The sequence below is a fragment of the Gordonia hankookensis genome (assembly GCF_014673215.1).
In the GTDB taxonomy this organism is placed as follows: domain Bacteria; phylum Actinomycetota; class Actinomycetes; order Mycobacteriales; family Mycobacteriaceae; genus Gordonia; species Gordonia hankookensis.
This window is the reverse complement of the sequence record NZ_JACWMS010000001.1, coordinates 134,145-159,850: the sequence shown is the minus strand read 5'-3', so window position 1 is coordinate 159,850 and position 25,706 is coordinate 134,145. Positions and strand designations below refer to the sequence as shown.

Genomic DNA, 25,706 nt, shown 5'->3' with positions numbered 1-25,706 from the left:
CCCGACCACATCTCGACTGACAAAGATGATCTCGACCGACAAATGAGGGGAACCGACATGCGGCTGACTCCAGCTGATGTGCACAACGTCGCGTTCAGCAAACCGCCTATCGGTAAACGCGGCTACAACGAGGATGAAGTCGATCAGTTCCTCGACTTTGTCGAGGCCGAACTGGCCCGTCTCATCGAGGAGAACGGCGACCTGAAGCAGAGGGTCGAGGAGCTCGAAGGCGATCTGGCCGATGCTCGTTCGTCGGCACCCGCCGCCGGCGCAGCCGCGGCTGCCGCATCCTCGGCACCGGCCGCGGAAGAGCGCACACAGGTCTTCGCCGCCGCACCGGAACAGCAGGCACCGCAGCAGAGTGCTGCACCCAAGCAGGAATTCGGCGAGGGCGACGCAAACGTCCGTGCGGCGCGCGTCCTCGCGCTCGCCCAGGACACCGCAGACCGCCTGACCTCGACCTCGCGTCAGGAGGCGGATTCGCTGGTCACCGATGCGCGGACGCGTGCCGACACGATGGTGTCGGAAGCGCAGGCCAAGGCGGACGGATTGCTCACCGATGCGCGCCAGCGGTCGGAGGCCATCCTCGCCGATGCTCAGACGCGCTCGGAGGCTCAGGTGCGACAGGCGCAGGAACGTGCCGACGCCCTGCAGAGCGATGCCGAGCGCAAGCACAGCGAGATCATGGGCACCATCAACCAGCAGCGGACCGTGCTCGAGGGGCGGATCGAACAGCTGAAGGTGTACGAGCGCGAGTACCGGACCCGTCTCAAGACGTATCTGGAATCCCAGCTCGAGGAGTTGCAGCAGCGGGGAAGTGCGGCGCCGGTCGAGGGCGGACGTGCCGATTCGTTCTCTTCGGATCCGGGTAATGGCGGTTTCACCAGTTACTCACCGAGTTAGTCGGCGAGCAGCAGGGAGTAGTTCGTGCTGACGCTGGCCTTGGCGGCGACGCTGGTCGGGTTCGTGCTACTGGTGCTCGGCCTGATCACCGGTACCGTGTGGCTCGCCATCGCGTGCATCGTCGTGTGTTTGGTAGGCCTCGGATTGCTGATCGCCGACATCGTCGGGTCGGGTCGTCGCAACGAGGAGCCAACCATCAGCGATTTCGTTGCGGCCGACGATGATTCGTTGTCTGAGGTGAATGAGGACGTCGGTGGACGTCATGAGGGGGCATCGGAGACCCGGACGAGGCCTGCGCCCACCGAGTCCCGGTCGGGCGTTGCGACCGACGCCCCGCAGCGCGCGGCAGACGATGTCGGCGACGCGCGGTCTGCACCGCAACCGTCGCAGCCGAACCAGGGTGAGGCTGCTCCCCGGGCCGGGCGTGAGGGCACCTACGACGACTATCTGCGTTCGGTCGGTGGCTTCGGCGCCGACCCCGGCGTGACTGCGCCGCGGCCTGCGGATCAGGCTCCTCCGACATCTCCTCGCGGCGCGGGATCGTACGAGCGGCAGTTCCCGCCGCCCGGGCGTGGGGCGCCCGGATCCCACGCGGCCCCCGATGATCCGGCGACCGAGTCGTTTCCTCCTCAGCAGCGACGTCCGTCGCCGGGTGGAGCGCAACAACGCCCGCCGGGACAGCGCTCGGAGGAGCGGAACCACGATCGCCCGCGCGAGCAGCGCCCGCAGAAGTTCGATCCGCTGGACCCCAACTGGCGACCACCGCCGGAATGACCGCGGGGCGCCGGCGGCCTCTCGACAAACGATTGGTCTGCATGCCGGTTGCGCGGCTACACTCGATGCTGCGTTGATCCGGCAATCACCGGGGAGCACCCGGAAGAACAGGACGTCTCACGGCGCCTCCAGTAGACCCGGGCGGGATCGGCCCGACACAGCCGTGGGCGCGCGGTATGACCGCGCGCCGGAGAGAGGCGCCCAACCGGCTCGGATCACGAGCGGTGGCGCAAGCGGGGTGGTACCGCGCGGATCGGGTGGTCGTCGACGACCTGATATGCGTCCCCGTGCCAAGAGCAGTCATACGCATGCCAGGCACGAGGAGACCGCCCGATGACCGATACGGTTCACAGCAGCGACCCGACCGACCCCGCACCACAGTCCGACCGGCCCGCCGGAGCGCGTGTCTATCCGGTCGCCGACATGACGATCGCACCCGACGCCGGGAGCGCAGCGAGCGGGTCGACGATATCCGACGCCGGCCGTTCTGCGCCCTCCTTCCCCGATGTGGAGGAGCGCGTTCTCGCCTATTGGGAGGCCGACCAGACGTTTGCGGCGTCGATCGCCAACCGTGCCGACGCCGAGGAGTTCGTCTTCTACGACGGGCCGCCGTTCGCCAACGGGCTCCCGCACTACGGGCACCTGCTCACCGGGTACGTGAAGGATCTGGTACCGCGGTACCAGACCATGAGGGGCAAGAGGGTCGAGCGACGCTTCGGGTGGGACACGCACGGTCTGCCCGCCGAACTCGAGGCCGAACGTCAGCTCGGGATCACCGACAAGTCGGAGATCGAGACGATGGGCATGGAGAAGTTCAACGACTATTGTCGCGACTCCGTGCTGCGCTACACCGGTGAGTGGCGCGATTACGTGACCCGTCAAGCCCGCTGGGTCGACTTCGACAACGACTACAAGACGCTGGATCTCGACTTCATGGAGTCGGTGATGTGGGCGTTCAAGCGGCTCTACGACAAAGGGCTGGTCTACCAGGGTTACCGAGTGCTGCCGTACAGCTGGTACGAGCAGACGCCGCTGAGCAACCAGGAATCCAAGCTCGACGACGCGTACCGCATGCGTCAGGACCCCGCCGTCACCGTGCGGATGCCATTGGTGGTCCCCGACGGTCCGCTCGCCGCGCTCGACGGTGTGAACGCGCTGATCTGGACCACCACACCATGGACGTTGCCGTCGAACCTGGCCATCGCGGTCAACCCCGACGTCGAGTACGTGCACGTGAGGGCCGCCGACGGCCAGGAGTATCTGCTGGCGAAGGCGCTGTTGGGCAGCTACGCCAAGGAGATCTCCGAGCCCGAGGTGGTGGCCAGTTATGGCGGTGCCGAGCTGGCCGGGCTGTCGTACACGCCGCCGTTCGATTTCTTCGTCGGCCATCCGAACGCCCATCGGGTGCTGCTCGGCGATTACGTCACCACCGAGAGCGGCACGGGCGTAGTGCATCTCGCGCCTGCGTTCGGTGAGGAGGACATGGATCTCGCCACGGCGAACGACATCGAGGTCGTGCAGCCGCTGGATCCGGGCGGCCGGTTCACCGCCATGGTGCCGCCGTACGAGGGTCTGATGGTGTTCGACGCCAACCCGGTGATCATCAAGGACCTGAAGTCCGTCGGCAAGATCCTGCGTCACGACACCATCGAGCACTCGTACCCGCACTCGTGGCGGTCGGGAAAGCCGTTGATCTACATGGCGGTTCCGTCGTGGTTCGTCGCGGTCACCCCGATCAAGGATCGGATGCTCGAGTTGAACAAGCAGATCACCTGGGCGCCGGAGCACATCCGCGACGGTCAGTTCGGCAAGTGGCTCGAGGGTGCGCGCGACTGGAACATCAGCCGCAATCGCTTCTGGGGTGCGCCGATCCCGGTGTGGATCTCCGACGATCCGGATCATCCCCGGATCGACGTCTACGGCTCGCTCGACGAGCTCGAGCGCGATTTCGGTGTACGGCCCGACAATCTCCATCGTCCCTACATCGATGAGCTGACCCGGCCGAATCCCGATGATCCGTCCGGGCGCTCGACGATGCGTCGCGTCCCGGAGGTTTTCGACTGCTGGTTCGAGTCCGGCTCGATGCCCTTCGCCCAGGTGCACTACCCGTTCGAGAACTCCGAGTGGTTCGACGGAGATCCGGATCAGGGTGTGTTGCCGCACAATCCGGGCGACTTCATCGTCGAGTACAACGGGCAGACCCGCGGTTGGTTCTACAACCTGCACGTGCTGGCGACCGCTCTGTTCGATCGGCCGGCATTCAAGTCCGTCGCCGCACACGGCATCGTGCTCGGCGATGACGGGCAGAAGATGTCCAAGTCCAAGCGCAACTACCCGGACGTCAACGAGGTCTTCGACCGCGACGGATCCGACGCGATGCGCTGGTTCCTGATGGCCAGCCCGATCCTGCGCGGCGGCAATCTGGTCGTCACCGAGCGTGGCATCCGGGAGGGAGTGCGCCAAGCGCTGTTGCCGCTGTGGAACGCCTACAGCTTCCTGCAGCTCTACGCGGAACGACCGGCCGCGTGGCGCACCGACTCCACGAATGTGCTCGACCGCTACATCCTGGCCAAGCTCGCGGTCACCCGGGACACCATGACCGACGCGCTCGACACCTACGACGTGTCGGGAGCGTGTGATGCGTTCCGGGATTTCGTCGAGTCACTGACGAATTGGTACGTGCGTCGCTCACGTGCGCGGTTCTGGGGCGGGCAGGACGAGGATCCCGACGCGTTCGACACGCTGTACACGGTGCTGGAGGTGGCGAGCCGACTCGCCGCACCTCTGCTGCCGCTGGCGACCGAGGCGATCTGGCGCGGTCTGACCGGCGGTCGTTCGGTGCATCTGACGGACTGGCCGTCGGCCGATGACCTGCCGTCGGATCCGGAACTCGTCGCGGCGATGGACGAGGTACAAGAGGTCTGTTCGGTGGCGTCGAGCGTGCGCAAGGCGAACAAGCTCCGTGTCCGCCTGCCACTGCCGGGGCTGACCGTCGCGTCGCCGACCGCCGAGCAGCTGGCGCCCTTCACGGGCCTGATCGCCGATGAGATGAACGTGAAGTCGGTGAATCTCGCCACCGATGCGGACGCCTATGGCCGGTACGAGATCGCGGTCAACGCCCGAGCCGCCGGACCGCGCCTGGGCAAGGACGTCCAGCGCGCGATCAAGGCGGTCAAGGCCGGGGACTGGGCGGTCCGGACCGGCGCGGACGGCTCCGAGGTGGTGGTCGCCGACGGGATCGAGTTGCACGACGGTGAGTACACGCGCCGGCTGGTCGCGGTCGAACCCGATTCGACCGCGGAGATGCCCGGCGGGCGGGGGCTGGTGGTGCTGGACACGACTGTCACGCCGGAACTCGAAGCCGAGGGCTGGGCGAAGGACCGCATCCGTGAACTGCAGGATGCGCGACGCACCCTGGGCTTGGACGTTTCCGATCGCATCACGGTCCGCCTCGTCGTGCCGGCACAGCGCCTGGACTGGGCAGGCACACATGCGGAGCTGATCGCGGGCGAGGTTCTCGCGGTCTCCTTCGATGTGGTCGGCACCGACGGCGAGCAGGCCGGTTCCATCGACCTCGGTGACGGTGTGACGGCGGACGTGACCAAGGCGGCCGGCTGACGGTGCGACAAATGTGATCTGAGTCACTGTTCGTCACGTGGCGGATGTTGCCGGTGTCCCGTGGTTGTCCACCTTCGAAAGGGAGCAATCATGAACACCACACACCGCCCACAGATCGTCGTCCTCGGCGGCGGGTACGCGGGGACGATGGCCGCCAACCGGCTGAGCGCGGAGGGAACCGCTGCGGAGATCACGGTGGTCAATGCGCATCCGCGATTCGTTCACCGGATTCGGTTGCATCAGTGGATCGCCGGGACGGGCACCGCCGAAGAGGACTACCGGCACGTACTCTCCGATCGCGTGCGGCTTGTTGTCGACACCGCGACCCGGATCGCGGACGGGCGGGTGGAACTGGCGTCCGGCGCGGCTCTCGACTACGACCATCTCGTCTACGCGGTGGGCTCGTCGGGTACCGCGGCCGACGCGATCGACGGACTCGCCGAGTACGGGTTCGCACTCGGCGAATGGGAAGCGGCGCAGCGTCTGCGGGACCACCTGGCCGAGGTCGACACGACCGACGACAAGCGGCCCGTCACCGTGGTCGGAGGCGGGCTGACGGGGATGGAGATGGCCGCCGAGCTCGCCGACGCCGGGGTGGCGGTCCGGTTGGTCTGCGGCGCGACCCTGGCCCCGTCCTTCGGCGTCGGCGCCCGGCGCGCTGCCCGCAGGCGCCTGCGGAAGCTCGGTGTGGAGATCCTCGAGGACAGCCACGTCACTGCAGTCGGAGCGGATACCGTCACGATCGTGGAGAAGGTTCAGCGCAGGGTGGAGCCCAGTTCGACGACGATCGTCGCGGCGGGTTTCGGTGTGCCCGATCTGGCCGCGGTCAGCGGCCTGTCGACCGACGCGATCGGCAGGCTCATCACCGATGAGACGCTGAGCAGCGTCGACGATCCGCGGATCGTGGGAGCCGGTGACGCCGTTGCACCTTCGGGCACACCGTTCCGGATGAGTTGTCAGGCGGCGAATCAGCTCGGCCCGCACGCCGCCGACACGGTCCTTGCCCGGCTGGCGGGAACGGAACCGACGCCGATCAGACTGGCTTTCGTCGGACAGTGCACGTCGCTCGGGCGGCATGGCGCGGTGGTCCAGGTGACCCATCGCGACGACACTCCGGCGCGGGCCGTGATCTCGGGCCGAGTCGGCGCCGCGATCAAGGAGGTGGTGTGCCGCAGCGTGATCTGGGGTCTGCGCCTGGAAGGTCGTCGGCCGGGGGTCACCCCGTCGTTCGGGCGACCGCGTGAGGTCGGTGGCCGGGAGCCGGAGGCGGTGGCGTGACCCACGATTCCGACGAGCACGTACGCAGGTTCACCGAACTGCGGCCGTTGCTGTTCACGGTCGCCTACGAGATCCTGGGGTCGGCGACAGATGCCGACGACGTGCTTCAGGAGAGCTATCTCCGGTGGGCCGACGTCGATCTGGGCACCGTCGACGACACCAAGGCCTATCTCGCGAAGGTGGTCACCCGGCAGGCGCTCAACGCGTTGCGGGCATCGTCGCGACGCCGGGAACAGTACGTGGGGCCGTGGCTGCCCGAGCCGATCCTGCTCGACGAACGCGACGCGGGCCAGGATGTCGTCCTCGCGGAATCGATCTCCACGGCCATGCTCGTCGTGCTCGAGACACTCAGCCCGGACGAGCGAGTCGTGTTCGTGCTGCGGGAGGTGTTCGGGTTCGGCCACGACCAGATCGCCGAGATGGTCGGCAAATCCGATGCGGCGGTCCGACAGTCGGCGCATCGGGCCCGCGCACACGTGCAGGCCCGACGACGGCGTTTCGTTCCCGTCGATGCCGTGCGCACGGCCGAGATCACCGATGCGTTCATGGCTGCCGCCCGGTCGGGGGAGATCGAGACACTCATGACGATGATGTCGCCGGACGTGGTGTTCACCGCGGACAGCGACGGCAAGGCGAGCGCGGTGCGCAGGCCGATCCGTGGCGCCCTCGCGGTGGCACGTCTACTGGCCGGATTCGCGCGCGTCGGGCCGACACTCGAGGAGTTCCGGGTGGAACCGGCGATCTTCAACAGTCTGCCCGGCATGCGGATCTTCTTCGGCGGCGAACTGCAGGGTGTTTTCGTGCTCGACGTCGTGGACGGTCTCGTTGCCGACATCTATGCCACCCGCAATCCGGAGAAACTCCTCGGTGTCGGTGAGCCGCGCCGGATCTCGCGGTGATTCCCGGTCAGTTCCCGATGTTGTCGAGCGAGCATGTGGCCGACCATGGAGACGCGGTCGGCGGTGCCGCCGCGGTCCACGACACCATGGCAGGCGGGCGGGCGCGATCTCGGCGATGCGGCAGTACGGGCGGGAGGATCATGCGGCCTTCCGTCGGGTGCTGACGACCATCGTCGACTCCTGACGGTCAGATCGGGCGCATCACCCGCCGATCGGCGCGAGTGTGCGGTCGATCTGCGCGACGAAGAGGGCTTCCGGGTCGGTGAACGTGTCGGATCCGTACTGGCCGAAGACCTCCAGGCTGATCGCGCCGATCGTCGTCGCCCACAGGGTGGTCGCCACGAGCATCGCATCGTCGGGTAGATCGGTGTCGAATTCCGTTCGGATGGCGTCGAAATCGCTCGTCACCGATGACGGCACCGACTCTGTCGCAGCCGTGTCGCGGGTCGCGTGCGCGCGTGCGACCTCGGCGATGAGTGTCCCGACGACCCGGGTCCCCGGCCCGACGGTCTGCTCCGCCGGGGCCGTGTACCCGGGGACGGGGCTGCCGTAGAGCAGCGCCCACCGGGACGGATCGTCGATCGCCCATCGCCGCAACGCCCGCGTCGCGGCGCGCAGGCGATCCTGAGGGCGGGTCTCGTCGACGGCGCCGACGGCTGCATCGACCGTGTCCGCGAGATCGGAGTACGCCTCGACGAGCAGCAGGGTGAGGAGGTCGTCGCGGCTTGGGACGTAGCGGTACACCGCCGACGACACCACTCCCATGTCGCGGGCGATCGCGCGCAGGGACAGACCGGCCGCGCCGTGGGTGCGCAGATGCGCCCGGCCCAGTCGCCGGATCTCCGATTCCATTGCGGCGCGGTTGGCCGCGCGTGTCCCGCCACTCATGCAGACAGTGTCGCACAAAAGTGAGAGCACTGCTCTTGATTTTCGGGCCGGAGGGGTGCAGACTGAGATTCGAGAGCAGCGCTCTCGAATCCGACTTCGAAGGGAAGATCATGACCGCGACGCACTACAGCGAGCCGAAGGGCTTCGACAACGTCTTCAACACCACCGTGCGCTGGCTCGCCGACCATGGGGTGAACCTCGCGGGAGCCCAGACCCTCACCGTCACCGGCCGGGTCAGTGGTCTGCCCCAGAGCGTGCCGGTGAACCCGCTGCAGCTCAACGGGCGTGAGTACCTCGTCGCACCGCGCGGAACGACCCAGTGGGTGCGCAACGTGCGGGTGAACGATTCCGCCGAACTGCGACGCGGCCGCCGTCGCCGCGCGGTGCGCCTGGTCGAGGTCGACACCGCCGAGCGCGCGCCGATGATCCGTGCCTACCTCGACAAGTGGGGGTGGGAGGTCGGTCGGTTCCTGCCGGAGGGCATGGGGACCGAGCCGGACGACGCCACGCTGGCGGCCCACCTCGACGACCTTCCGGTGTTCGAGATCCGGGCCTGAGGTCGGGCGGACGTCCTGGCTACGATGCGGGGGTGGCGTCCGCCATCTCATCACCGTCCGGGCCCGCGGGCCCCGATCCCGAGCGCAGTGCGCGATGGGTGATGCATCTGGACATGGACGCATTCTTCGCCTCCGTGGAACAGCTGACGCGTCCGACATTGCAGGGCCGTCCGGTGCTCGTGGGCGGGACCGGAGGGCGTGGCGTGGTGGCAGGTGCCAGTTACGCGGCGAGGGCATACGGCGCGCGGTCGGCGATGCCGATGCATCAGGCCCGTCGGCTGATCGGCGCCGGCGCGGTAGTGCTACCGCCGCGGGGCGGTGTCTATCGCGTGGTGAGCGCGCGCATCTTCGGGCTGGTCCGCGACGCGATCCCGGTGATAGAGATGCTCTCCTTCGACGAGGCGTTCGGCGAGCCGGCGGAACTCGCCGGGGCCTCGGTCGAGGAGGTCACGGCGTTTGCCGAACGTCTGCGCAGCAGAATCCGCGACACCGTGGGCATCGCGGCGTCGGTCGGCCTCGGCAGTGGCAAGCAGATCGCCAAGATCGCCTCCGGGCTCGCCAAACCCGATGGGGTGATGGCGATCCCGCCGAGTCGTGAACTCGCGTTCCTGCATTCGCTCCCGGTCCGCAAGTTGTGGGGGATCGGACCGGTGTCGGGCGACAAGCTGCAACGACTCGGCATCGAGACTATCGGCGACTTCGCCGCGATGTCCGACATCGAGGTCACCTCGGTGCTCGGGGGAACGCTCGGGCCGGCCCTGCACAAGCTCGCGCGCGGTGTCGACGACCGCCCGGTCGCCGAACGTGCCTCGGCCAAGCAGATCAGCGCCGAGTCGACCTTTCCCCGAGACCTGGTGGAGCTCGACGAGTTGCGGCCGGCCATCGACGCCGCGGCCGAGGGCGCGCACCGCAGGCTGATGTCGGACGGGCGTGGCGCCCGCACCGTGGTGCTGAAGCTCAGGCGGTCGGACATGTCGGTGCTGACGAGGTCGATGACGCTGCCGGCCGCCACCACGGAACTGTCGGTCCTGGTCTCGGCCGCCCAGCGACTCGCCATCGACCCGCGCAGCATCGGGCCGATCCGGCTGGTAGGCGTGGGTTACTCGGGACTCACTGCGGTGCAACAGTTCTCACTGTTCGCAGATCTGGAAGACGAGTGGGGTGCGCCCGGCGCGACGGCGGCCGAATCGGAGGATGTCGAGGCCGCCTTCGTGGCGGCGGGTTCCGCCGGGCCGATGGGCGGCGCCGCCGATCGTGTCCCCGCCGACGGATTCGCCGACGACCCGCCCGATACGTCCGTCGACGACCCGGCCGCGCGGGAGAACTGGGAGACCGGTGCCGACGTGACACATCCCGACCACGGCCACGGGTGGGTCCAGGGGAGCGGTCACGGGGTGGTGACCGTCCGGTTCGAGACGCGGGCGACGGGACCGGGCCGTGCCCTGACCTTTGCGGCCGACGATCCCGCCGTGCGGCGGGCCGATCCGCTCGACAGCCTCGCCTGGCCCGACCTGGACTCGTCGGCATCGCGCGACGACGTCGACTGACCGCCGATCGGTATGTCGGCCGGTGCGCCCACCCGGGCGCTCCCGTCATCCCGGTGGTTCGACGGCATCGAAGAAGGCGTGGATCTCGTGCGGATCCGCGCCCGCCGAGATCAGCGCGAGCAGCGCGATCCGCGCCTGAGGAGCACGCAACCAGCGTGACACGATGGCACCGGCGCGTGCGAGGTCGACGGCTCCGCCGCCTCCTCCGTAGGCGGGTACGACGGCCCCGAAGGGGACCCGGCTGGCCACCACCACGACAACGCCCGCGCGGACCGCGGCAGACACCTCGGCGGTGATGTCGGGGTGGGTGTTGCCCGATCCGGTGGCCGACAGCACGATGCCCGATGCCTGCTGGGAGACGGCTGCCGCGATGATGCCCGGCGCCACGCCGGGATAGAGCGTGAAAGCGTCCACGCGGGCGTGCCGACTCAGTGGCACGGAGTGTCCGATCGGCCGTCGCGGCAAGGCGTCGTGCACATTGTCAAACGCCGCGAGGTCCGTCGTCGACGACTTGAAGATGCCGCGTGCCGAACGGATTTCGCCGCCGATCGCGATCAGGACCCCACGGCCACGCGACGCCGGATCGGCCACCGCGCGCAACGCCGCGGCGAGGTTGTCCGGACCGTCCGGCGCAGGTGCGTCCGCGGGTCGTTGCGCACCGGTGAACACCACGGGCCGGTCGTCGGTGAGGAAGAGGTCGGCGAGGTACGACGTCTCCTCGACCGTGTCGGTGCCGTGCGTCACCACCACACCGGCAACCGCCGGATCGGCCAGTGCGTCGACGATCGCCGCGACGATCGCGAACTGATCGGAGACGGTCATCGCCGAACTGTCCACCGACATCAGATCGACGGCCGTGATGTCGCCGGAGCCGGGGTGGAGATCGCTCGCCGCCAGGCTCGGAACCGCGCCGTCGGAGGTGGTCAGCGCCGCGATCGTGCCGCCGGTGGTGATCAGGACGGTGCGGGTGTTCGCCATGGTGTTCAGCGTCGATGGAACCCGCGCGTCACGTCAACCGTTGGCGACCCGGCTGCGATGGTTCCCCGCTCGGATGTTGGGGGCCTCGTCGTCCATTTGGCATAGTGGTGTGAGTTTTGGCGGCTCGGAGGGGGATGAGCCGGCCAGGATCTGCCAGGACCTGCGGCGGGGGAGAGTCCGCTGCGGGCGTGACGAACGACAGTGAGGGAGATCGGTGAAGTTTCCGAAGATCGTGACCGCCGCGTTGATCGCGGCGTCGGTCGCATCGGTTGCGGCCTGTGGCAGCGACGACAGCGACGTGCCGGACGTGCCGACCGTGTCGTCGGCGGCGAGCTCGGCGGACGCCGGGGGGAGCAGCGCGGACGACGTGACCAACCCGAACAAGCGGCCGTCGGTGGCGACGCTGAACGCGATGCTCACCAAGGCGCTGGACCCGAACGTGCCGAACTCGGAGAAGACCGAGCTGGTCGAGGGTTCGTCGGCCGACCCGTCGGTCTTCGACAAGCTGGTCAAGGCCAAGCAGGACAACCCGGACGTCACCTACGAGATCTTCCCGCCGGTGATCCCGGCCGGCCCCAACAAGGCCACGGTGAAGGTCCAGGTCAAGCTGCCGGACAACCCGCCGACCAAGCTGGACGCCGGGATCGTCTACACCGACGGACGGTGGATGTTGTCGAGTGACACGGTCTGTCCGCTGATCACCGCGAACAACGTGTCCACGCCGATGTGCAAATCGTCCGGTGGTGCCTCGACGCCGAAGGCGCCCAACTGACCTCCAGCCGGGGTCGACAGAACTGAACGGGCCGGTGGGACGAGCAACAGCTCGTGCCACCGGCCCGTTTCTGTGTGGCCCGACGGCCGTGTCGGGTGCGGTCAGCGCCAGCGGACCGACAGTCCGGTCTGCTGTATCAGCGGGCGAGCGGGGTCGCTGCCGACCAGGGCACGCGCACCGGAGAGTTCGATGGAGCCCGCCACCGGCAGCCCGCGGGTGAGGTCGATGGTGACCTGTCCGGTGCCGCCGTTGGAGAAACGGGCGATGGACAGGGTCTGATCGCTGCCGGGAATCGCGAACACCGAGTTGACCGGGGTCTCGTCGACGGTGACGGCGACCACCAGGCGATTGCCATCCCACGACTTCAGGGTCGCGTCGATGTGCTGGGTGACTGTCGCGGCCCCGCTGATGACACGCTCGACCTGCCAGCGCGCACCGGGGCCGATCGGCTCGGTGGGGACGGGTACCGAGAGTTGCAGGGCCTGGACGAAGGACTGCTCGACGGCGCTGCGTGCCTCGGGACCCGCGTCCTCGGCGGGGAGCAGACGTAACGAGATCGGCATCCCACCGGGGCCGATGGCCAGACCCGCGCGGGAATTCTCGACCGCCCGCAACTGGTCGGCGAGGACCGGTTCCGGCGACGTCACGTGGCCGAGGGTCATCTCGAGGTCGGTGGAGTCGGTGCAGTGGAAGCGTGCCTGCAGCGGCATCTCGACGCTCTGGGTCGTGGTGTCGCCGGGCGAGAGCACCGACGAGGTGGTCACCATGGTCGACGACTGCGGACTGGTCCGATCGGGTGCTGCTGCGGCGGTGCGCCTGTCTGCGCCGCCCGCGTCGAGCACAGTCACCTTCGCCGGCGGGATCGGCAGGAGGTTGACGCCCTCCCGGCCCGACGTCGAGTCGTCGGAACAGCCCGCCTGCGCCGCGGTGGCCGACGTGTCACCTGCCTGATCACCGGAACCGCAGCCGGCGAGTGCGACGATCAACAGCGCCGCGACGGCGATGCCTGCGCCTCGATTCGGTGGCCGTACCTGCCACCCCGATCCTGATCTGACGACGCGCGAGGGGAACACGGCAGCCAGCGTATTGCAGGCCTCGTGGATGATGGTGAGGTGGATGATGGAGTCATGAGTCAAGCGACACCCGGTCCGGTGGACGGCGGTGGTGCCGAGGGCGCGGACGGGACACCGCCTGCCGGGTCCCGGTCGGACCGGCCGGGAGACGGGGTGACCCGTCGTCGTCGACCCACGATGGTGTGGATGCTGCTCGCCATCGCGCTCGCGGTTATCGGCCTCGACCTGCTGACGAAGACGCTGGCCGTGGCGCACCTCGACCCGGCGCGGCCGGTGCACATCGTCGGCGACGCGATCACGTTGCGCCTGGTCCGCAACAGTGGGGCGGCGTTCTCGATGGCATCGGGATACACCTGGGTGCTGACCGTGGTGGCGCTGGTGGTGGTGCTGGGGATCATCCGGTACAGCAGCCGCCTGCGGTCGGCCTGGTGGATCGTCGGGCTCGGTCTGGTGCTCGGCGGTGCGATGGGGAACCTCGCCGATCGCATCTTCCGTGCGCCCGGACCGTTGCGCGGACACGTCGTCGACTTCGTGTCGGTCGGCTGGTGGCCGGTCTTCAACGTCGCGGACTCGGCGGTGGTGTGCGGCGCGATCCTGCTCGTCGCGTTGTCGCTGCTGGGTTTCGAGTACGACGGTTCGCGGACCGGTTGGGCGGCTCGCCGGGCCGGTCACGGTGAGCCGGTGTCGGCGGAGGACGCCGATGCGTGAATCGAGGTCGATGCCGGTTCCCGACGGCGTCGACGGCATGCGGCTCGACGCCGGGGTCGCCCGCATCCTCGGGTTGTCGCGCACGGTGGCCGCAGCGCTCGCCGAGGCGGGCGACATCACCGTCGAAGGGGTGGCCGTCGGCAAGTCGCACAAGTTGGCCGCCGGTAGCTGGCTCGATGTGACACTGCCCGAACCGGCACGACCCCTGAGGGTCGAACCAACACCCGTCGAGGATCTCGACGTCATCTACCACGATTCCGACATCATCGTCGTCGACAAGCCCGTAGGTGTGGCCGCACACCCGTCACAGGGGTGGAGCGGGCCAACCGTGGTCGGCGCACTCGAGGCGGCCGGCTATCGGATCTCGACCTCAGGGGCGTCCGAACGTCAGGGGATCGTGTCCCGACTCGACGTCGGGACGTCGGGGGTGATGGTCCTCGCGGTGTCCGAACGGGCGTACTCGTTGCTCAAGCGCGCGTTCAAGGAACGCGACGTGGACAAGGGTTATCACACGCTCGTGCAGGGACACCTCGATCCGCCGACCGGCACGATCGACGCACCGATCGGGCGTCATCGCGGCAGTGACTGGAAGTTCGCGGTGACCGCCAACGGCAAACCGAGCGTCACCCACTACGACACACTCGAGATGCACGCATCCGCCTCGCTGCTGGACATTCATCTCGAGACCGGTAGGACGCACCAGATCCGGGTTCATTTCTCGGCGCTGCATCATCCGTGCTGCGGCGACCTGACCTATGGGGCCGACCCGGTGTTGGCCGAGCGGCTCGGTCTGCAGCGGCAGTGGCTGCACGCGCGCTCGCTGGCGTTCGCACATCCCGCCGACGGCCGGCGCGTGGAGTTCACCAGTCCGTATCCGGCCGATCTGCAGCGCGCGCTGGACATCCTGCGCGAGACCTGAGGGTGCGGTCCGACACGCCGGACCGACACACCGAGGCAATCGCCCCATCTGTCACAGTCGGGCGCGCCCCGCGAACACTGTCGTACCCCGCGCCTAAAGTGGTCGTCGTCGTGACAGCTGTCGAGGTGAGAGGGATTCGTGGCCGATTCGTTCGTTCACCTGCACAACCACACCGAGTATTCGATGCTCGACGGTGCCGCCAAGGTGTCGCCGTTGTTCGCCGAGGCCCAACGCCTCGGGATGCCCGCGATCGGCATGACCGACCACGGGAACATGTTCGGGGCCAGCGAGTTCTACAACGCCGCGGTCAAGCACGACATCACCCCGATCATCGGGATCGAGGCCTACATCGCGCCCGCGTCGCGGTTCGACACCAAACGCGTCCTCTGGGGCAACCGCGACCAGAAGAGCGACGACGTCTCCGGTAGTGGCGCCTACACCCACATGACGATGATGGCCCGCAACGCGACCGGTCTGCGGAACCTCTTCAAGCTGTCGTCGTTGGCCTCCATCGAGGGACAGCTGGGCAAGTGGTCGCGGATGGATGCCGAGCTGATCGCGGAGTACGCGGACGGGATCATCGCGACGACGGGCTGCCCGTCCGGCGAGGTGCAGACCCGGTTGCGCCTCGGCCACGACCGCGAGGCCCTCGAGGCCGCCGCGAAGTGGCAGGAGATCTTCGGCAAGGACAACTTCTACCTGGAGTTGATGGAGCACGGACTGGAGATCGAGCGGCGCGTGCGCGACGGCCTGCTCGACATCGGTCGCCGGCTGGGGATCAAACCGGTGGTCACCAACGATTGTCACTACGTCACCCGCGACCAGTCGACGAGCCACGAGGCGCTGCTCTGTGTCCAGACCGGCAAGACGCTGTCCGACCCGACACGATTCCGGTTCGACGGCGACGGCTACTACCTGAAGTCGGCCGCCGAGATGCGTGAGTTGTGGGAGGCGCAGGTTCCTGGTGCCTGCGACACCACTCTCGAGATCGCCGAGAAGGTGGAGAGTTACGCCGACGTCTTCGGGCATCGCGACCGGATGCCGGTGTTCCCGGTGCCGGAGGGCGAGACCCAGCAGACCTGGCTGCGCCGCGAGGTGGCGAAGGGCCTGAAGAGTCGCTTCGACCCGGAACCTGTTCCGGACGAGTACGCGCGCCGCGCCGATTATGAACTCGACGTGATCATCGAGATGGGCTTTCCCGCCTACTTCCTGGTGGTGGGCGACCTCATCCGGCACGCCCAGGAGGTCGGTATCCGGGTCGGACCGGGCCGCGGCTCGGCGGCGGGCTCGCTGGTCGCCTACGCGTTGGGGATCACCAACATCGATCCCATCCCGCACGGTCTGCTGTTCGAACGGTTCCTGAATCCCGAGCGCGTGTCCATGCCCGACATCGACATCGACTTCGACGATCGTCGTCGCGGCGACATGGTCCGCTACGCGACGGAGCGGTGGGGTAGCGACAAGGTCGCCCAGGTCATCACCTTCGGCACCATCAAGACGAAGGCCGCGATCAAGGACTCGGCCCGCGTCCAGTTCGGTCAGCCCGGCTTCGCCATCGCCGACAAGATCACCAAGGCGTTGCCGCCGCCGATCATGGCCAAGGACATCTCGGTGTCGGGTATCACCGATCCCGACCACGAGCGGTTCAACGAGGCGTCCGAGGTGCGGTCGCTGATCGAGACCGACCCCGACGTCAAGCGGATCTATGACACCGCTCTGGGGCTCGAGGGCCTGATCCGCAACGCGGGCGTGCACGCCTGCGCGGTGATCATGTCGTCGGAGCCGCTGACCGACGCGATCCCGGTGTGGAAGCGGGCTCAGGACGGCGCGATCATCACCGGTTGGGACTATCCGTCGTGCGAGGCCATCGGCCTGCTGAAGATGGACTTCCTCGGTCTGCGCAACCTCACCGTCATCGGTGACGCGATCGAGAACATCAAGACCAACCGCGGCATCGACCTCGATCTGGACGCGGCACCGCTCGATGATCCCAAGACCTACGAACTGCTCGCCCGCGGCGACACGCTCGGCGTGTTCCAGCTCGACGGCGGCGCGATGCGTGAGCTCCTCAAGCGCATGCAGCCCACCGGATTCGAGGACATCGTGGCCGTCCTCGCCCTGTACCGACCCGGCCCGATGGGCATGAACGCCCACAACGACTACGCCGACCGTAAGAACGGGCGGCAGCAGGTCCGCCCGATCCACCCGGAGCTCGAGGAACCACTCAAGGAGATCCTCGCCGACACCTACGGCCTGATCGTCTACCAAGAGCAGATCATGCAGATCGCCCAGAAGGTCGCCGGATACTCGCTCGGACGAGCAGACATCCTGCGTCGCGCGATGGGCAAGAAGAAGGCAGAGGTCCTCGCCGCCGAGTTCGAGGGCTTCGAGGAGGGCATGAAGTCCAACGGCTTCTCGTCGGCGGCGATCAAGGCGCTGTGGGACACGATCCTCCCGTTCGCCGGATACGCATTCAACAAGTCGCACGCAGCGGGCTACGGCCTGGTCTCCTTCTGGACGGCCTATCTGAAGGCCAACTACAAGGCCGAGTACATGGCCGGCCTGCTCACGTCCGTCGGTGACGACAAGGACAAGGCGGCCATCTACCTGTCCGATTGCCGCAAGCTCGGCATCACGGTGCTACCGCCGGACGTCAACGAATCGCAACGCAACTTCGCGGCCGTCGGCGGCGACATCCGCTTCGGTCTCGCGGCGGTGCGCAACGTCGGGACCGGCGTGGTCTCGGCGATCCTCGCCGCCCGTGAGGACAAGGGGAAGTTCACCAACTTCTCCGATTACCTCGGCAAGATCGACGTCACCGCATGCAACAAGAAGGTGACGGAGTCCCTCATCAAGGCCGGTGCGTTCGATTCGTTGAGTCATCCGCGCAAGGGTCTGTTCCTCGTCCACGGCGACGCGGTGGAATCGGTCATCGGCACCAAGAAGGCCGAGGCGATCGGACAGTTCGACCTCTTCGGCGACTCCGGCGGGGCCGACGACACGATGGCCGAGGTCTTCGCCGTCAAGGTGCCCGACGAGGAGTGGGATTCCAAGCACAAGTTGGCGCTGGAACGGGAGATGCTGGGGCTCTACGTCTCCGATCACCCGCTGGCCGGGGTGGCGCACGCCATCGCGGCCCAGACCGACACATCGATCACCGCGCTGCTCGAGGGCACGGTGGGCGACGGTGCGCAGATCACCATCGGCGGCATCATCTCGTCGGTCAACCGTCGCGTGAACAAGAAAGGCGAGCCGTACGCGGTCGTCACCCTCGAGGACATGGTCGGTGGTGTCGAGGTCTACTTCTTCCCGCGGTCGTTCCAGGTTTACGGGCTCGACATCGTCGCCGACAACATCGTGCTCATCAAGGCGCGGGTCAACAAACGCGACGACAGCACGATGATCAGTGCCAACGATCTCGCGGTGCCGGACCTGGCAGTGGTGGGAACGGCGAAACCGGTCTCGCTCACGCTCAGCGCGCGGACGTGTACACCGGACCGGGTGCAGGCGCTCAAGCAGGTCCTCACTCGCCACCCCGGAACCGCTGACGTGCACGTCACGCTGGTCAGCGAGCAGCGGTCGACGATCCTGCGGCTCACGGAGTCGCTTCGCGTCAGCCCGAGTTCCGCGCTGATGGGCGACCTCAAGGCACTGCTCGGACCGAGCTGTCTGGGCTGACGGCGACGTGAAAGTGCCCACATCCGAACCAGAGATTTCGGCTGGCCGAACAATTTAGTTCCCGATGCGTTATGCTGGGGTCAGTGGCACCGAACATCTGCCATCGCCGCCTGACCGAGGAGTGACCATGACCTCAGCGAACATCACCGCGCTGGTCGAGGTGCGTCCCGCCCGCGCGCGGGCATCGGCACGATCGGTGGAGATCGCCGGAACCAGGTGGCCCGTCTACAAGCTGCATGCTCTGCTGGCCGCCGTCGTCGTCGGGGTGCTCGCCCTCGCCATCACCGGTTCGGTCCAGGCCGTCGCCTGGGCTTCGGCAGTTGCGCTGATCACCGTGTGGTGGACCGAGCGTTTCTGGCAATCACGCCGGCACCGCTAAGCGCCGACGGCGACCACAGATCCGCCTACAGCAACCGCACAGCCGTCGACAGCGACTGAATTCCCGTCGACAGAAGCCGGATTCGCGGCGAGAGCCCGCTCAGCCAGGGATGGCCGCAGCCGCACCCCGATCGAATCCGCCCGGTATCTCATAGATGCAGCCATCGAAGCCGGCCCGGTAGAGATGTCCCACCGAGAATCCGCGGGTCCCGCGGCCGTAGGACACCACGATGGACGATGTGATGCCGGACCCGAGGACGCAGTACCGTCCCGGCGAAGTGATCCGGACGATCTGTCCGGCCCCGCCGAACGCCACCACTGGACGCCCCCGGGAATCAAGTGTCAGGCCGGCCGGACCCGCCATCGTGTTCGCACCGAGGTCCAACAGGCTCTGCACCACCCGCGGGTCGGCCGTGGAGATGCGGCTGACGCCCGGATTGACCCAGGTACGGGACACGTACAGCCAATGGTCATCGCGTCCGAGAACTGCGCCGTTGGCGCTCGGCACAGTTCCCCAGGCCGACTGCACGGCGCCGCCAGGGTGTACGCGGCCGATGAGATTGCCGAAATCGTTGGTGGCGTAAACCGTTCCGTTTGCGCCGACATCGATGCCGTCGGCGGCCGAGAGTCCTCGTACCCACGGGCGGATGGACAGATTGCCGACATTCATACGCGCGATGCCGCCGGGGCGCAGTGCGTCCCCGACGAAGACGCGGGGATCGGATCCATAGCCGACCAGCAGCGCGCCATCGGGTGCCCAGGCCAGTGCGTCGGCGCCTCCGTCGGGGACATGAGCGATCGGGACCGCCGGTGCGCCGGGGGCGGAGAGACGAAACACCCGTCCGGAGACCAGGTCTGTTGTGTAAAGCCGCCCGCCGGCATCGACGGTGAGACCTTTGAGTGCGGCGCCCGGCACGGTTCCGACCAGTCGTGGCGCCTGACCGGCTCCGGCGCAGATCGGCGCGGCCGAGGCAGGAGCCGCGGACACCGCGGTGAGCAGTCCAGCCGAGAGTGCCACCACCGACGCCGCGACGACCAGACGTCGCCGACGGGGGTTCGCGCCGGGGTGCATCCCTGAGTTGACGGCATCATCGCAGCGGTTCCGTCGGAACATGTCAGCCTTCCAGTGATCTCGCGGGCGTCCGCCCACGTATGGTGCCGGTGGATGGCCGGTTGGTGGACTCCCGCTCAGCTCGGCACCGCCGCCGTGGCGCCCCGATCGAACCCACCCGGGATCTCGTAGATCCGTCCGTCGAAGCCGGCCCGGTAGAGATGGCCCGCCGCGAAGCCGCGGTCTCCCCGGCCGTACGACAACACACTCGAAGTGGGGATCCCCGAAGCGAGTACGCAGTAGCGTCCCGGCGAGGTGATCCGGACGATCTGGCCCGACCCGTTGAACGGAACCACCGGCCGCTCCTTGGAATCCAGTGTCAGCCCATCCGGGCCTGCGGTGATGTTCCCGCCCAGATCGAGCAGGCTCTGCACCACCCGAGGGTTGGCCGTCGAGATGCGGCTGACGCCCGGATTCACGAAGGTGCGGGATACGTACAGCCACCGGTCACCTTTTCCGAGGACAGCGCCGTTGGCGCTTGGCAGCGAACCCCAGTCGGCCTGCACTGCGCCGTTGGGATAGGCGCGTCCGATCAGATTCCCGAAATCATTGGTGGCATAGACGATTCCGCTCGCCGCCGTATCCATCCCGTTGGCGGCCGAGAAGCCGCGTACCCACGGTCGGAGCGCAAGGTTGGCGACGTTCAGCCGTGCGATACCTGCGTGCCGGAGCGAGTCCCCGACCACCACGCGGGGATCGGCACCGTAGCCGACGAGCAATGCGCCGTCGCGGGCCCACGCCAGCGCGCCGGCGCCGCTTTCGGGGACACGCGCGATCGGGACCGGCCGCGCGCCCGGTGCCGAGAGGCGGAACACCCTTCCCGAGATCAGATCGGTGGTGTACAGCCGCCCGCCGGCATCGACGGTCAGTCCCTCGAGTGCTGCCCCGGGTACCGAGCCGACGAGGCGCGGGGCCTGCCCGGCGCCTGCGCACACCGGTGCCGCCGCGGCCGGGGCCGCCGACAGCGCGGTGAACAGGCCGGCGGCGAGAGCGATCACCGAGGATGTCGCGATCAATCGTCGTCGGACGGGCCGCCTTGATCCCGGGGGCGACACCGATGCAGAGTCGTCAGCGCAGTCGAACGATGTGGAGCGTCGGAACATCTCGGCCTCTCGAGGTTGGACGCCGTCCGCCGGTTGGTCACGCGCACAGATCTCGGGGACGACTGGTTCGTTGACCTGTGTGGAGTGTATGCCCGCGGCACGGCCCCGTCGACCATTTACGATCGGGCTGCGCCGGACCTCCCGATGCGCCCACCATGACGCCGGGTGAGAGCATGGAGAGCGTGAGTACGCAGGAGGCATCGGTTCATCAGCACGGTCCCACGTTGACCGCGGACGCCATCACGGCGTCGGTCGCACGGATCGCCGAGGCTGTCGCCCGCACGCCGCTCGAGGAATCGCCGCGGATCTCGGCAGACGCCGGGGCCCGGGTCTTTCTCAAGCGTGAGGACCTGCAGACGGTGCGCTCGTACAAGATTCGCGGTGCGTACAACGTCATGGCCCAACTGTCCGAGCAGGAACTTGCCCGCGGTGTGGTCGCGGCGAGCGCGGGCAACCACGCACAGGGCGTCGCCTACGCGTGCCGGTCCATGCAGGTGCCCGGGCGGATCTACGTGCCGACCACCACTCCGAAGCAGAAGCGCGACCGAATCCGTTGGCACGGTGGAGACTTCGTCGAGCTGATCGCCGTCGGCGAGACCTACGATGCTGCAGCCGCCGCGGCGCAGTCGGACGTCATGCGCACCGGGGCGTCCTGGATTCATGCGTTCGATGACCCGCGTACCGCCGCGGGGCAGGGGACCATCGCCTATGAGATCGTCGAGCAACTCGGAAAGGTGCCCGACGTCGTGGTCGCGCCCGTCGGTGGCGGTGGCTGCCTCGCCGGTATCGCGACCTACCTGCGGTCGCTCAGCGACGACGTGGCCATCGTCGGAGTCGAGCCGACCGGCGCTGTCTCCTTGACCGCGGCGCTCGCGGCCGGCGGCCCCGTCACTCTCGACGCCATCGATCCCTTCGTCGACGGCGCGGCGGTCAAGCGCATCGGCAGCATCGGCCACCGGGTGATGGCGGATCTCGACGCAACCATCACCGAACACCCGAGCCTGCCGGGTATTGCGCCGGAACCCCTGGTCGGAGTGCTCGAGGACGGCGTTCGGTACCGACCCCGCCCGGGCTCCGCGCACATCATGCACGTCGACGAGGGTGCGATCTGTTCGACCATGCTGGCGCTGTATCAGAACGAAGGCATCATCGCCGAGCCGGCCGGTGCACTCGCCGTCACCGGACTGTCCACGCTGGACCTGCCGGCCGACGCCACCGTCGTCTGCCTGATCTCCGGCGGCAACAACGACGTCTCGCGGTACGGCGAGATCATCGAACGTTCGCTCGTCCACAAGGGACTCAAGCACTACTTCCTGGTGGACTTCCCGCAGGAGCCCGGGGCATTGCGGAGGTTCCTCGACGACGTGCTGGGTCCTGACGACGACATCACGCTGTTCGAGTACGTCAAGCGGAACAACCGCGAGACCGGGGCCGCGCTGGTCGGTGTGGAGCTCGGTGAACCCGAGGGACTCGTCGGTCTGATGGATCGCATGGCGCATTCACGACTGCACTGTGAGCGACTCGAACCCGGTACCCCGGCCTACGATTACCTGACCTGATCGGTCAGCGGGTCCGGCCGATCACCACGTTGTGCCCGCTGCTGTGCAGCGCTCCGTCGGCGATCGCGGGTTCGTCCCACCAGAGCTCGGGGGCCAGGTCGACCGGTACGGTCGTCTCGGTTCCGGCCAGGACGCAGATCACGATCCACTCACCGCGCTCCATTGCAAACCAACCGGCCGAGTCGTCGAATGATGTTGTGACCGAGGCAAAATCGCCGCGATGGAGATCCTCCTCGCGCTTGCGCAACTCGATCAGCTCGCGGTAGAAGTCGAACATCCGACGGTGGGTGCTCTGGTCCATCTCGGACCAGTCGAGTTTCGACGACCGGAAGGTCTGCGGGTCCTGAGGATCGGGGATCTCCACACCGTCCCAGCCGTGGTCGGCGAACTCCGCGCGCCTGCCGTTCGCCGTCGCGCGCCCGAGTTCCGGCTCGGGATGTGAGGTGAAGAATGCGAACGGCGTCTGTGCCGCCCATTCCTCGCCCATGAACAACATCGGGGTGAACGGCGAGAGCAGCACGAGTGCCGCCTTGATGGCGAGGCGACCGCCGGTGAGATAGGCCGACGGCCGGTCGCCGACGGCCCGATTGCCGATCTGGTCGTGATTGCACGTGTAGGCCACCAACGCCTCTGCGGCGACCAGGTCGGTCGGTATCGGACGGCCATGGTGGCGCCTGCGGAACGATGAATAGGTGCCGTCGTGGAAGAACCCGCCCCGCAGCACCTTCGACAGCCCCTCGAGGCTGCCGAAATCGGCGTAGTAGCCTTGCCGCTCTCCTGAGACGGCGGCGTGGATCGCGTGGTGGATGTCGTCGTCCCATTGCGCGGCCAGTCCGTACCCGCCGAGTTCACGCGGCAGGATCAGTCGTGGATCGTTGAGGTCGCTTTCCGCGATCAGCGACAGAGGCCTGCCCAGTTCGAGTGCGAGCGCATCGGTGGCCATCGCCAGTTCCTCGAGCAGATGGACTGCTCGAGGATCGACGAGAGCGTGGACGGCGTCGAGACGTAACCCGTCGACGTGGAAGTCGCGCAGCCAGCGAAGCGCGTTGGCGATGATGTAGGACCGGACCTCGTCAGAATCCGGCTCCGCCAGGTTCAGCGATGAGCCCCAGCTGTTGGTTCCCTCGGTCAGGTACGGACCGAACCGGGGCAGATAGTTGCCCGACGGCCCGAGGTGGTTGTAGACGACGTCGAGCACCACGCCGAGACCGCGCCGGTGGCAGGCGTCGACAAATCGGGCGAAGCCATCCGGACCGCCGTAGGGCTCGTGCACCGCGTACCACGCGACGCCGTCGTAGCCCCAGCCGTGAGTCCCGTTGAACGCGTTGACCGGCATGACCTCGACGACGTCGACACCGAGGGTCACCAGGTGATCGAGCCGCTCGATCGCGGCGTCGAATGTGCCTTGCGCAGTGAAGGTTCCGATGTGCAGCTCATAGAGCACGGCTCCTCGGACATCGATGCCGCGCCAGTCGTCGTCGGACCACGACGACTCGTCGAGATGATGCAGCGCCGAACTGCCGTGGACGCCGTCGGGAAGTCGCACGGAACGTGGATCGGGGACGGGTTCGCCGCCGTCGACGACGAAACGGTATCGGAGGTCTGGCGGCGCCGCGGTTGCGCGCTCGGGTGCCGGAACCCACCACTGGGCCGCGTCCTGCCCGTTGACCACCGGGTCTCGGCGCATCGGGATCTCGATCTGGCCGTCGCCGGTCTCGGCCAGCATCACGACACTCTGTGCACGCGGCGCCCAGACGCGGATGTCGGCCGCCGAGTGCGGCGGGATGAACGGCCGCGCCGGAACCGGAAAGCGCGATATCTCCCCACGTTGGTCGGTCGACCCAGTTAAGGTGTCGGGAGCTTTCGACTTATCGGTCACGCAACACAAGGTATGTCGCAGCTGTGACAGGCGCAGATGTCGGTACTGTGACCCGTGACACAGAGGGATTGGAGATATCAGCGAGATATCAGATATATTTACCGGCGGGGGTCGGCCCACGAGGGGGCCCGCATCGACATGGTGTGCGGGATGGTGGCCGAGTCGGCCGCTCGATCGACACATCTGACTGAACCCGGCGACGGGGCAGCCGACACGCGAGGGTAGGGGATTGAGTACTGACGCGGTGACCTCGAACGGGGAGGGAACACGTGCGGGCTCGGGCGGAGTGCGCCGGTGGTTCCGTGACCACGTCATGGCCTCGTTCGACACGTTCGGGCGGCAGATGGGCATGTTCGTGGAGGTCTTCAAGGTCCTCATCGTCGACATCGTCAAACGCCGGTTCCCGTTCGGTGAGTTCATCCGTCAGTGCGCGTTCATGTCGAGTACCTCGGTGTTCCCGACGCTGCTGGTCGCGATCCCGATCGGGGTGATCGTGTCGATCCAGGTGTCCAACATCGCCGGTCAGATCGGCGCGACCTCGTTCTCGGGAGCGGCGACCGGACTGGGTGTGATCCGGCAGGGCGCGCCACTGGTGACGTCGCTGCTGCTGGCCGGCGCGGTCGGTTCGGCCATTGCCGCCGACCTCGGTTCACGAACCATCCGCGACGAGATCGACGCGATGAAGGTGATGGGGGTCAACCCGATCCAGCGTCTGATCTCCCCGCGCCTGCTGGCCACCATGGTGGTGAGCTTCCTGCTGTGCGGCTTCGTCTGCTTCGTCGGTTTCATCACCGGATATGTCTTCAACGTCTACTTTCAGGGCGGCACGCCGGGTAGCTACACCGGCACATTCGCGTCCTTCGCATCCACCTCCGACCTCGCCTTCGCGATCATCAAGGCCGTGATCTTCGGTGCCATCGTCGCGGTGGTCGCCTGTGATCGCGGCCTCACCACCAAGGGCGGTCCGGCGGGTGTGGCCAACTCGGTCAACGCAGCCGTGGTCAACTCCGTGCTGCTGTTGTTCACCGTGAACGTCGCGCTGACTCAGCTGTTCGCCATCCTCGTCCCGGTAAAGGTGGTGTGA

Annotated in this window: 20 protein-coding genes; 14 read left to right on the top strand and 6 right to left on the bottom strand. The window is 67.6% G+C overall.

Annotated features, from left to right (window positions below; translation table 11 throughout):
* Nucleotides 1–57: 57 nt before the first annotated feature.
* The 5 genes from wag31 to sigJ all read left to right on the top strand — a co-directional run bounded on the left by wag31 (nucleotide 58) and on the right by sigJ (nucleotide 7,472).
* The gene (gene wag31 / locus IDF66_RS00715; protein WP_164309289.1) at nucleotides 58–903 is read left to right on the top strand and encodes a DivIVA-like cell division protein Wag31; all 846 of its coding nucleotides are present in this window, start codon (nucleotides 58–60) and stop codon (nucleotides 901–903) included.
* A gap of 24 nt (nucleotides 904–927) precedes the next feature.
* Nucleotides 928–1,677, top strand: a complete 750-nt coding sequence (locus IDF66_RS00710; protein ID WP_190265412.1) for a hypothetical protein — start codon at nucleotides 928–930, stop codon at nucleotides 1,675–1,677.
* A gap of 333 nt (nucleotides 1,678–2,010) precedes the next feature.
* Nucleotides 2,011–5,295: an isoleucine--tRNA ligase gene (gene ileS, locus IDF66_RS00705; protein ID WP_190265411.1), complete on the top strand. Its 3,285-nt coding sequence runs from the start codon at nucleotides 2,011–2,013 to the stop codon at nucleotides 5,293–5,295.
* Nucleotides 5,296–5,385: 90 nt separating this feature from the next.
* Complete coding sequence (locus IDF66_RS00700; protein WP_190265410.1) at nucleotides 5,386–6,573, top strand: NAD(P)/FAD-dependent oxidoreductase; 1,188 nt, start codon at nucleotides 5,386–5,388, stop codon at nucleotides 6,571–6,573.
* Entirely contained in the window at nucleotides 6,570–7,472 is a 903-nt protein-coding gene (sigJ, locus tag IDF66_RS00695; protein WP_190265409.1) for an RNA polymerase sigma factor SigJ, read from the top strand. Before IDF66_RS00700 ends, sigJ begins: the two co-directional genes overlap by 4 nt.
* A 201-nt stretch (nucleotides 7,473–7,673) precedes the next feature.
* Here the strand turns inward: sigJ and IDF66_RS00690 are convergent, their stop codons facing one another.
* A complete protein-coding gene (locus IDF66_RS00690; RefSeq protein WP_190265408.1) occupies nucleotides 7,674–8,360 on the bottom strand; it encodes a TetR/AcrR family transcriptional regulator in 687 nt (228 codons plus the stop codon).
* 110 nt (nucleotides 8,361–8,470) lie between these two features.
* Here IDF66_RS00690 and IDF66_RS00685 point away from each other — a divergent pair, with 110 nt between their 5' ends.
* A complete protein-coding gene (locus tag IDF66_RS00685; RefSeq protein ID WP_164309292.1) occupies nucleotides 8,471–8,917 on the top strand; it encodes a nitroreductase/quinone reductase family protein in 447 nt (148 codons plus the stop codon).
* A gap of 101 nt (nucleotides 8,918–9,018) precedes the next feature.
* On the top strand, nucleotides 9,019–10,464 hold the full coding sequence (locus IDF66_RS00680) for a DNA polymerase IV (protein WP_203588960.1): 1,446 nt from the start codon (nucleotides 9,019–9,021) through the stop codon (nucleotides 10,462–10,464).
* A gap of 45 nt (nucleotides 10,465–10,509) precedes the next feature.
* Here IDF66_RS00680 and IDF66_RS00675 read toward each other — a convergent pair whose 3' ends face one another.
* On the bottom strand, nucleotides 10,510–11,442 hold the full coding sequence (locus IDF66_RS00675) for an asparaginase (RefSeq protein WP_190265407.1): 933 nt from the start codon (nucleotides 11,440–11,442) through the stop codon (nucleotides 10,510–10,512).
* 214 nt (nucleotides 11,443–11,656) lie between these two features.
* Here IDF66_RS00675 and IDF66_RS00670 point away from each other — a divergent pair, with 214 nt between their 5' ends.
* Entirely contained in the window at nucleotides 11,657–12,214 is a 558-nt protein-coding gene (locus IDF66_RS00670; RefSeq protein ID WP_190265406.1) for a hypothetical protein, read from the top strand.
* 101 nt (nucleotides 12,215–12,315) lie between these two features.
* On the opposite strand, the gene IDF66_RS00665 is transcribed toward IDF66_RS00670, so the two are convergent.
* Nucleotides 12,316–13,350 (bottom strand): hypothetical protein, encoded by a 1,035-nt coding sequence (locus tag IDF66_RS00665; RefSeq protein WP_190265405.1) that lies wholly within the window; start codon nucleotides 13,348–13,350, stop codon nucleotides 12,316–12,318.
* Between IDF66_RS00665 and lspA the strand changes: the two genes are divergently transcribed.
* The 4 genes from lspA to IDF66_RS00645 all read left to right on the top strand — a co-directional run bounded on the left by lspA (nucleotide 13,342) and on the right by IDF66_RS00645 (nucleotide 18,971).
* The gene (gene lspA, locus IDF66_RS00660) at nucleotides 13,342–13,995 is read left to right on the top strand and encodes a signal peptidase II (RefSeq protein ID WP_190265404.1); all 654 of its coding nucleotides are present in this window, start codon (nucleotides 13,342–13,344) and stop codon (nucleotides 13,993–13,995) included. The two genes, IDF66_RS00665 and lspA, sit on opposite strands and share 9 nt — an antisense overlap.
* Nucleotides 13,988–14,914, top strand: a complete 927-nt coding sequence (locus IDF66_RS00655; protein WP_190265403.1) for an RluA family pseudouridine synthase — start codon at nucleotides 13,988–13,990, stop codon at nucleotides 14,912–14,914. The genes lspA and IDF66_RS00655 overlap by 8 nt, the downstream gene beginning before the upstream one ends.
* Before the next feature lie 138 nt (nucleotides 14,915–15,052).
* Complete coding sequence (gene dnaE / locus IDF66_RS00650) at nucleotides 15,053–18,592, top strand: DNA polymerase III subunit alpha (protein ID WP_190265402.1); 3,540 nt, start codon at nucleotides 15,053–15,055, stop codon at nucleotides 18,590–18,592.
* Nucleotides 18,593–18,719: 127 nt separating this feature from the next.
* Complete coding sequence (locus IDF66_RS00645) at nucleotides 18,720–18,971, top strand: hypothetical protein (RefSeq protein WP_190265401.1); 252 nt, start codon at nucleotides 18,720–18,722, stop codon at nucleotides 18,969–18,971.
* 99 nt (nucleotides 18,972–19,070) lie between these two features.
* Here IDF66_RS00645 and IDF66_RS00640 read toward each other — a convergent pair whose 3' ends face one another.
* A complete protein-coding gene (locus IDF66_RS00640; RefSeq protein WP_190266229.1) occupies nucleotides 19,071–20,042 on the bottom strand; it encodes an SMP-30/gluconolactonase/LRE family protein in 972 nt (323 codons plus the stop codon).
* A gap of 116 nt (nucleotides 20,043–20,158) precedes the next feature.
* Nucleotides 20,159–21,097 carry an SMP-30/gluconolactonase/LRE family protein gene (locus tag IDF66_RS00635; RefSeq protein ID WP_190265400.1) on the bottom strand — a complete coding sequence of 313 codons (939 nt, stop codon included), beginning with the start codon at nucleotides 21,095–21,097 and terminating at the stop codon, nucleotides 20,159–20,161.
* A 260-nt stretch (nucleotides 21,098–21,357) separates the two neighbouring features.
* Here IDF66_RS00635 and ilvA point away from each other — a divergent pair, with 260 nt between their 5' ends.
* Nucleotides 21,358–22,743: a threonine ammonia-lyase IlvA gene (gene ilvA, locus IDF66_RS00630; protein WP_164309299.1), complete on the top strand. Its 1,386-nt coding sequence runs from the start codon at nucleotides 21,358–21,360 to the stop codon at nucleotides 22,741–22,743.
* A gap of 4 nt (nucleotides 22,744–22,747) precedes the next feature.
* On the opposite strand, the gene treZ is transcribed toward ilvA, so the two are convergent.
* Nucleotides 22,748–24,622 carry a malto-oligosyltrehalose trehalohydrolase gene (treZ, locus tag IDF66_RS00625; protein ID WP_388000500.1) on the bottom strand — a complete coding sequence of 625 codons (1,875 nt, stop codon included), beginning with the start codon at nucleotides 24,620–24,622 and terminating at the stop codon, nucleotides 22,748–22,750.
* Between the two features lie 229 nt (nucleotides 24,623–24,851).
* Between treZ and IDF66_RS00620 the strand changes: the two genes are divergently transcribed.
* Nucleotides 24,852–25,706, top strand: a complete 855-nt coding sequence (locus IDF66_RS00620) for an MlaE family ABC transporter permease (protein ID WP_190265398.1) — start codon at nucleotides 24,852–24,854, stop codon at nucleotides 25,704–25,706.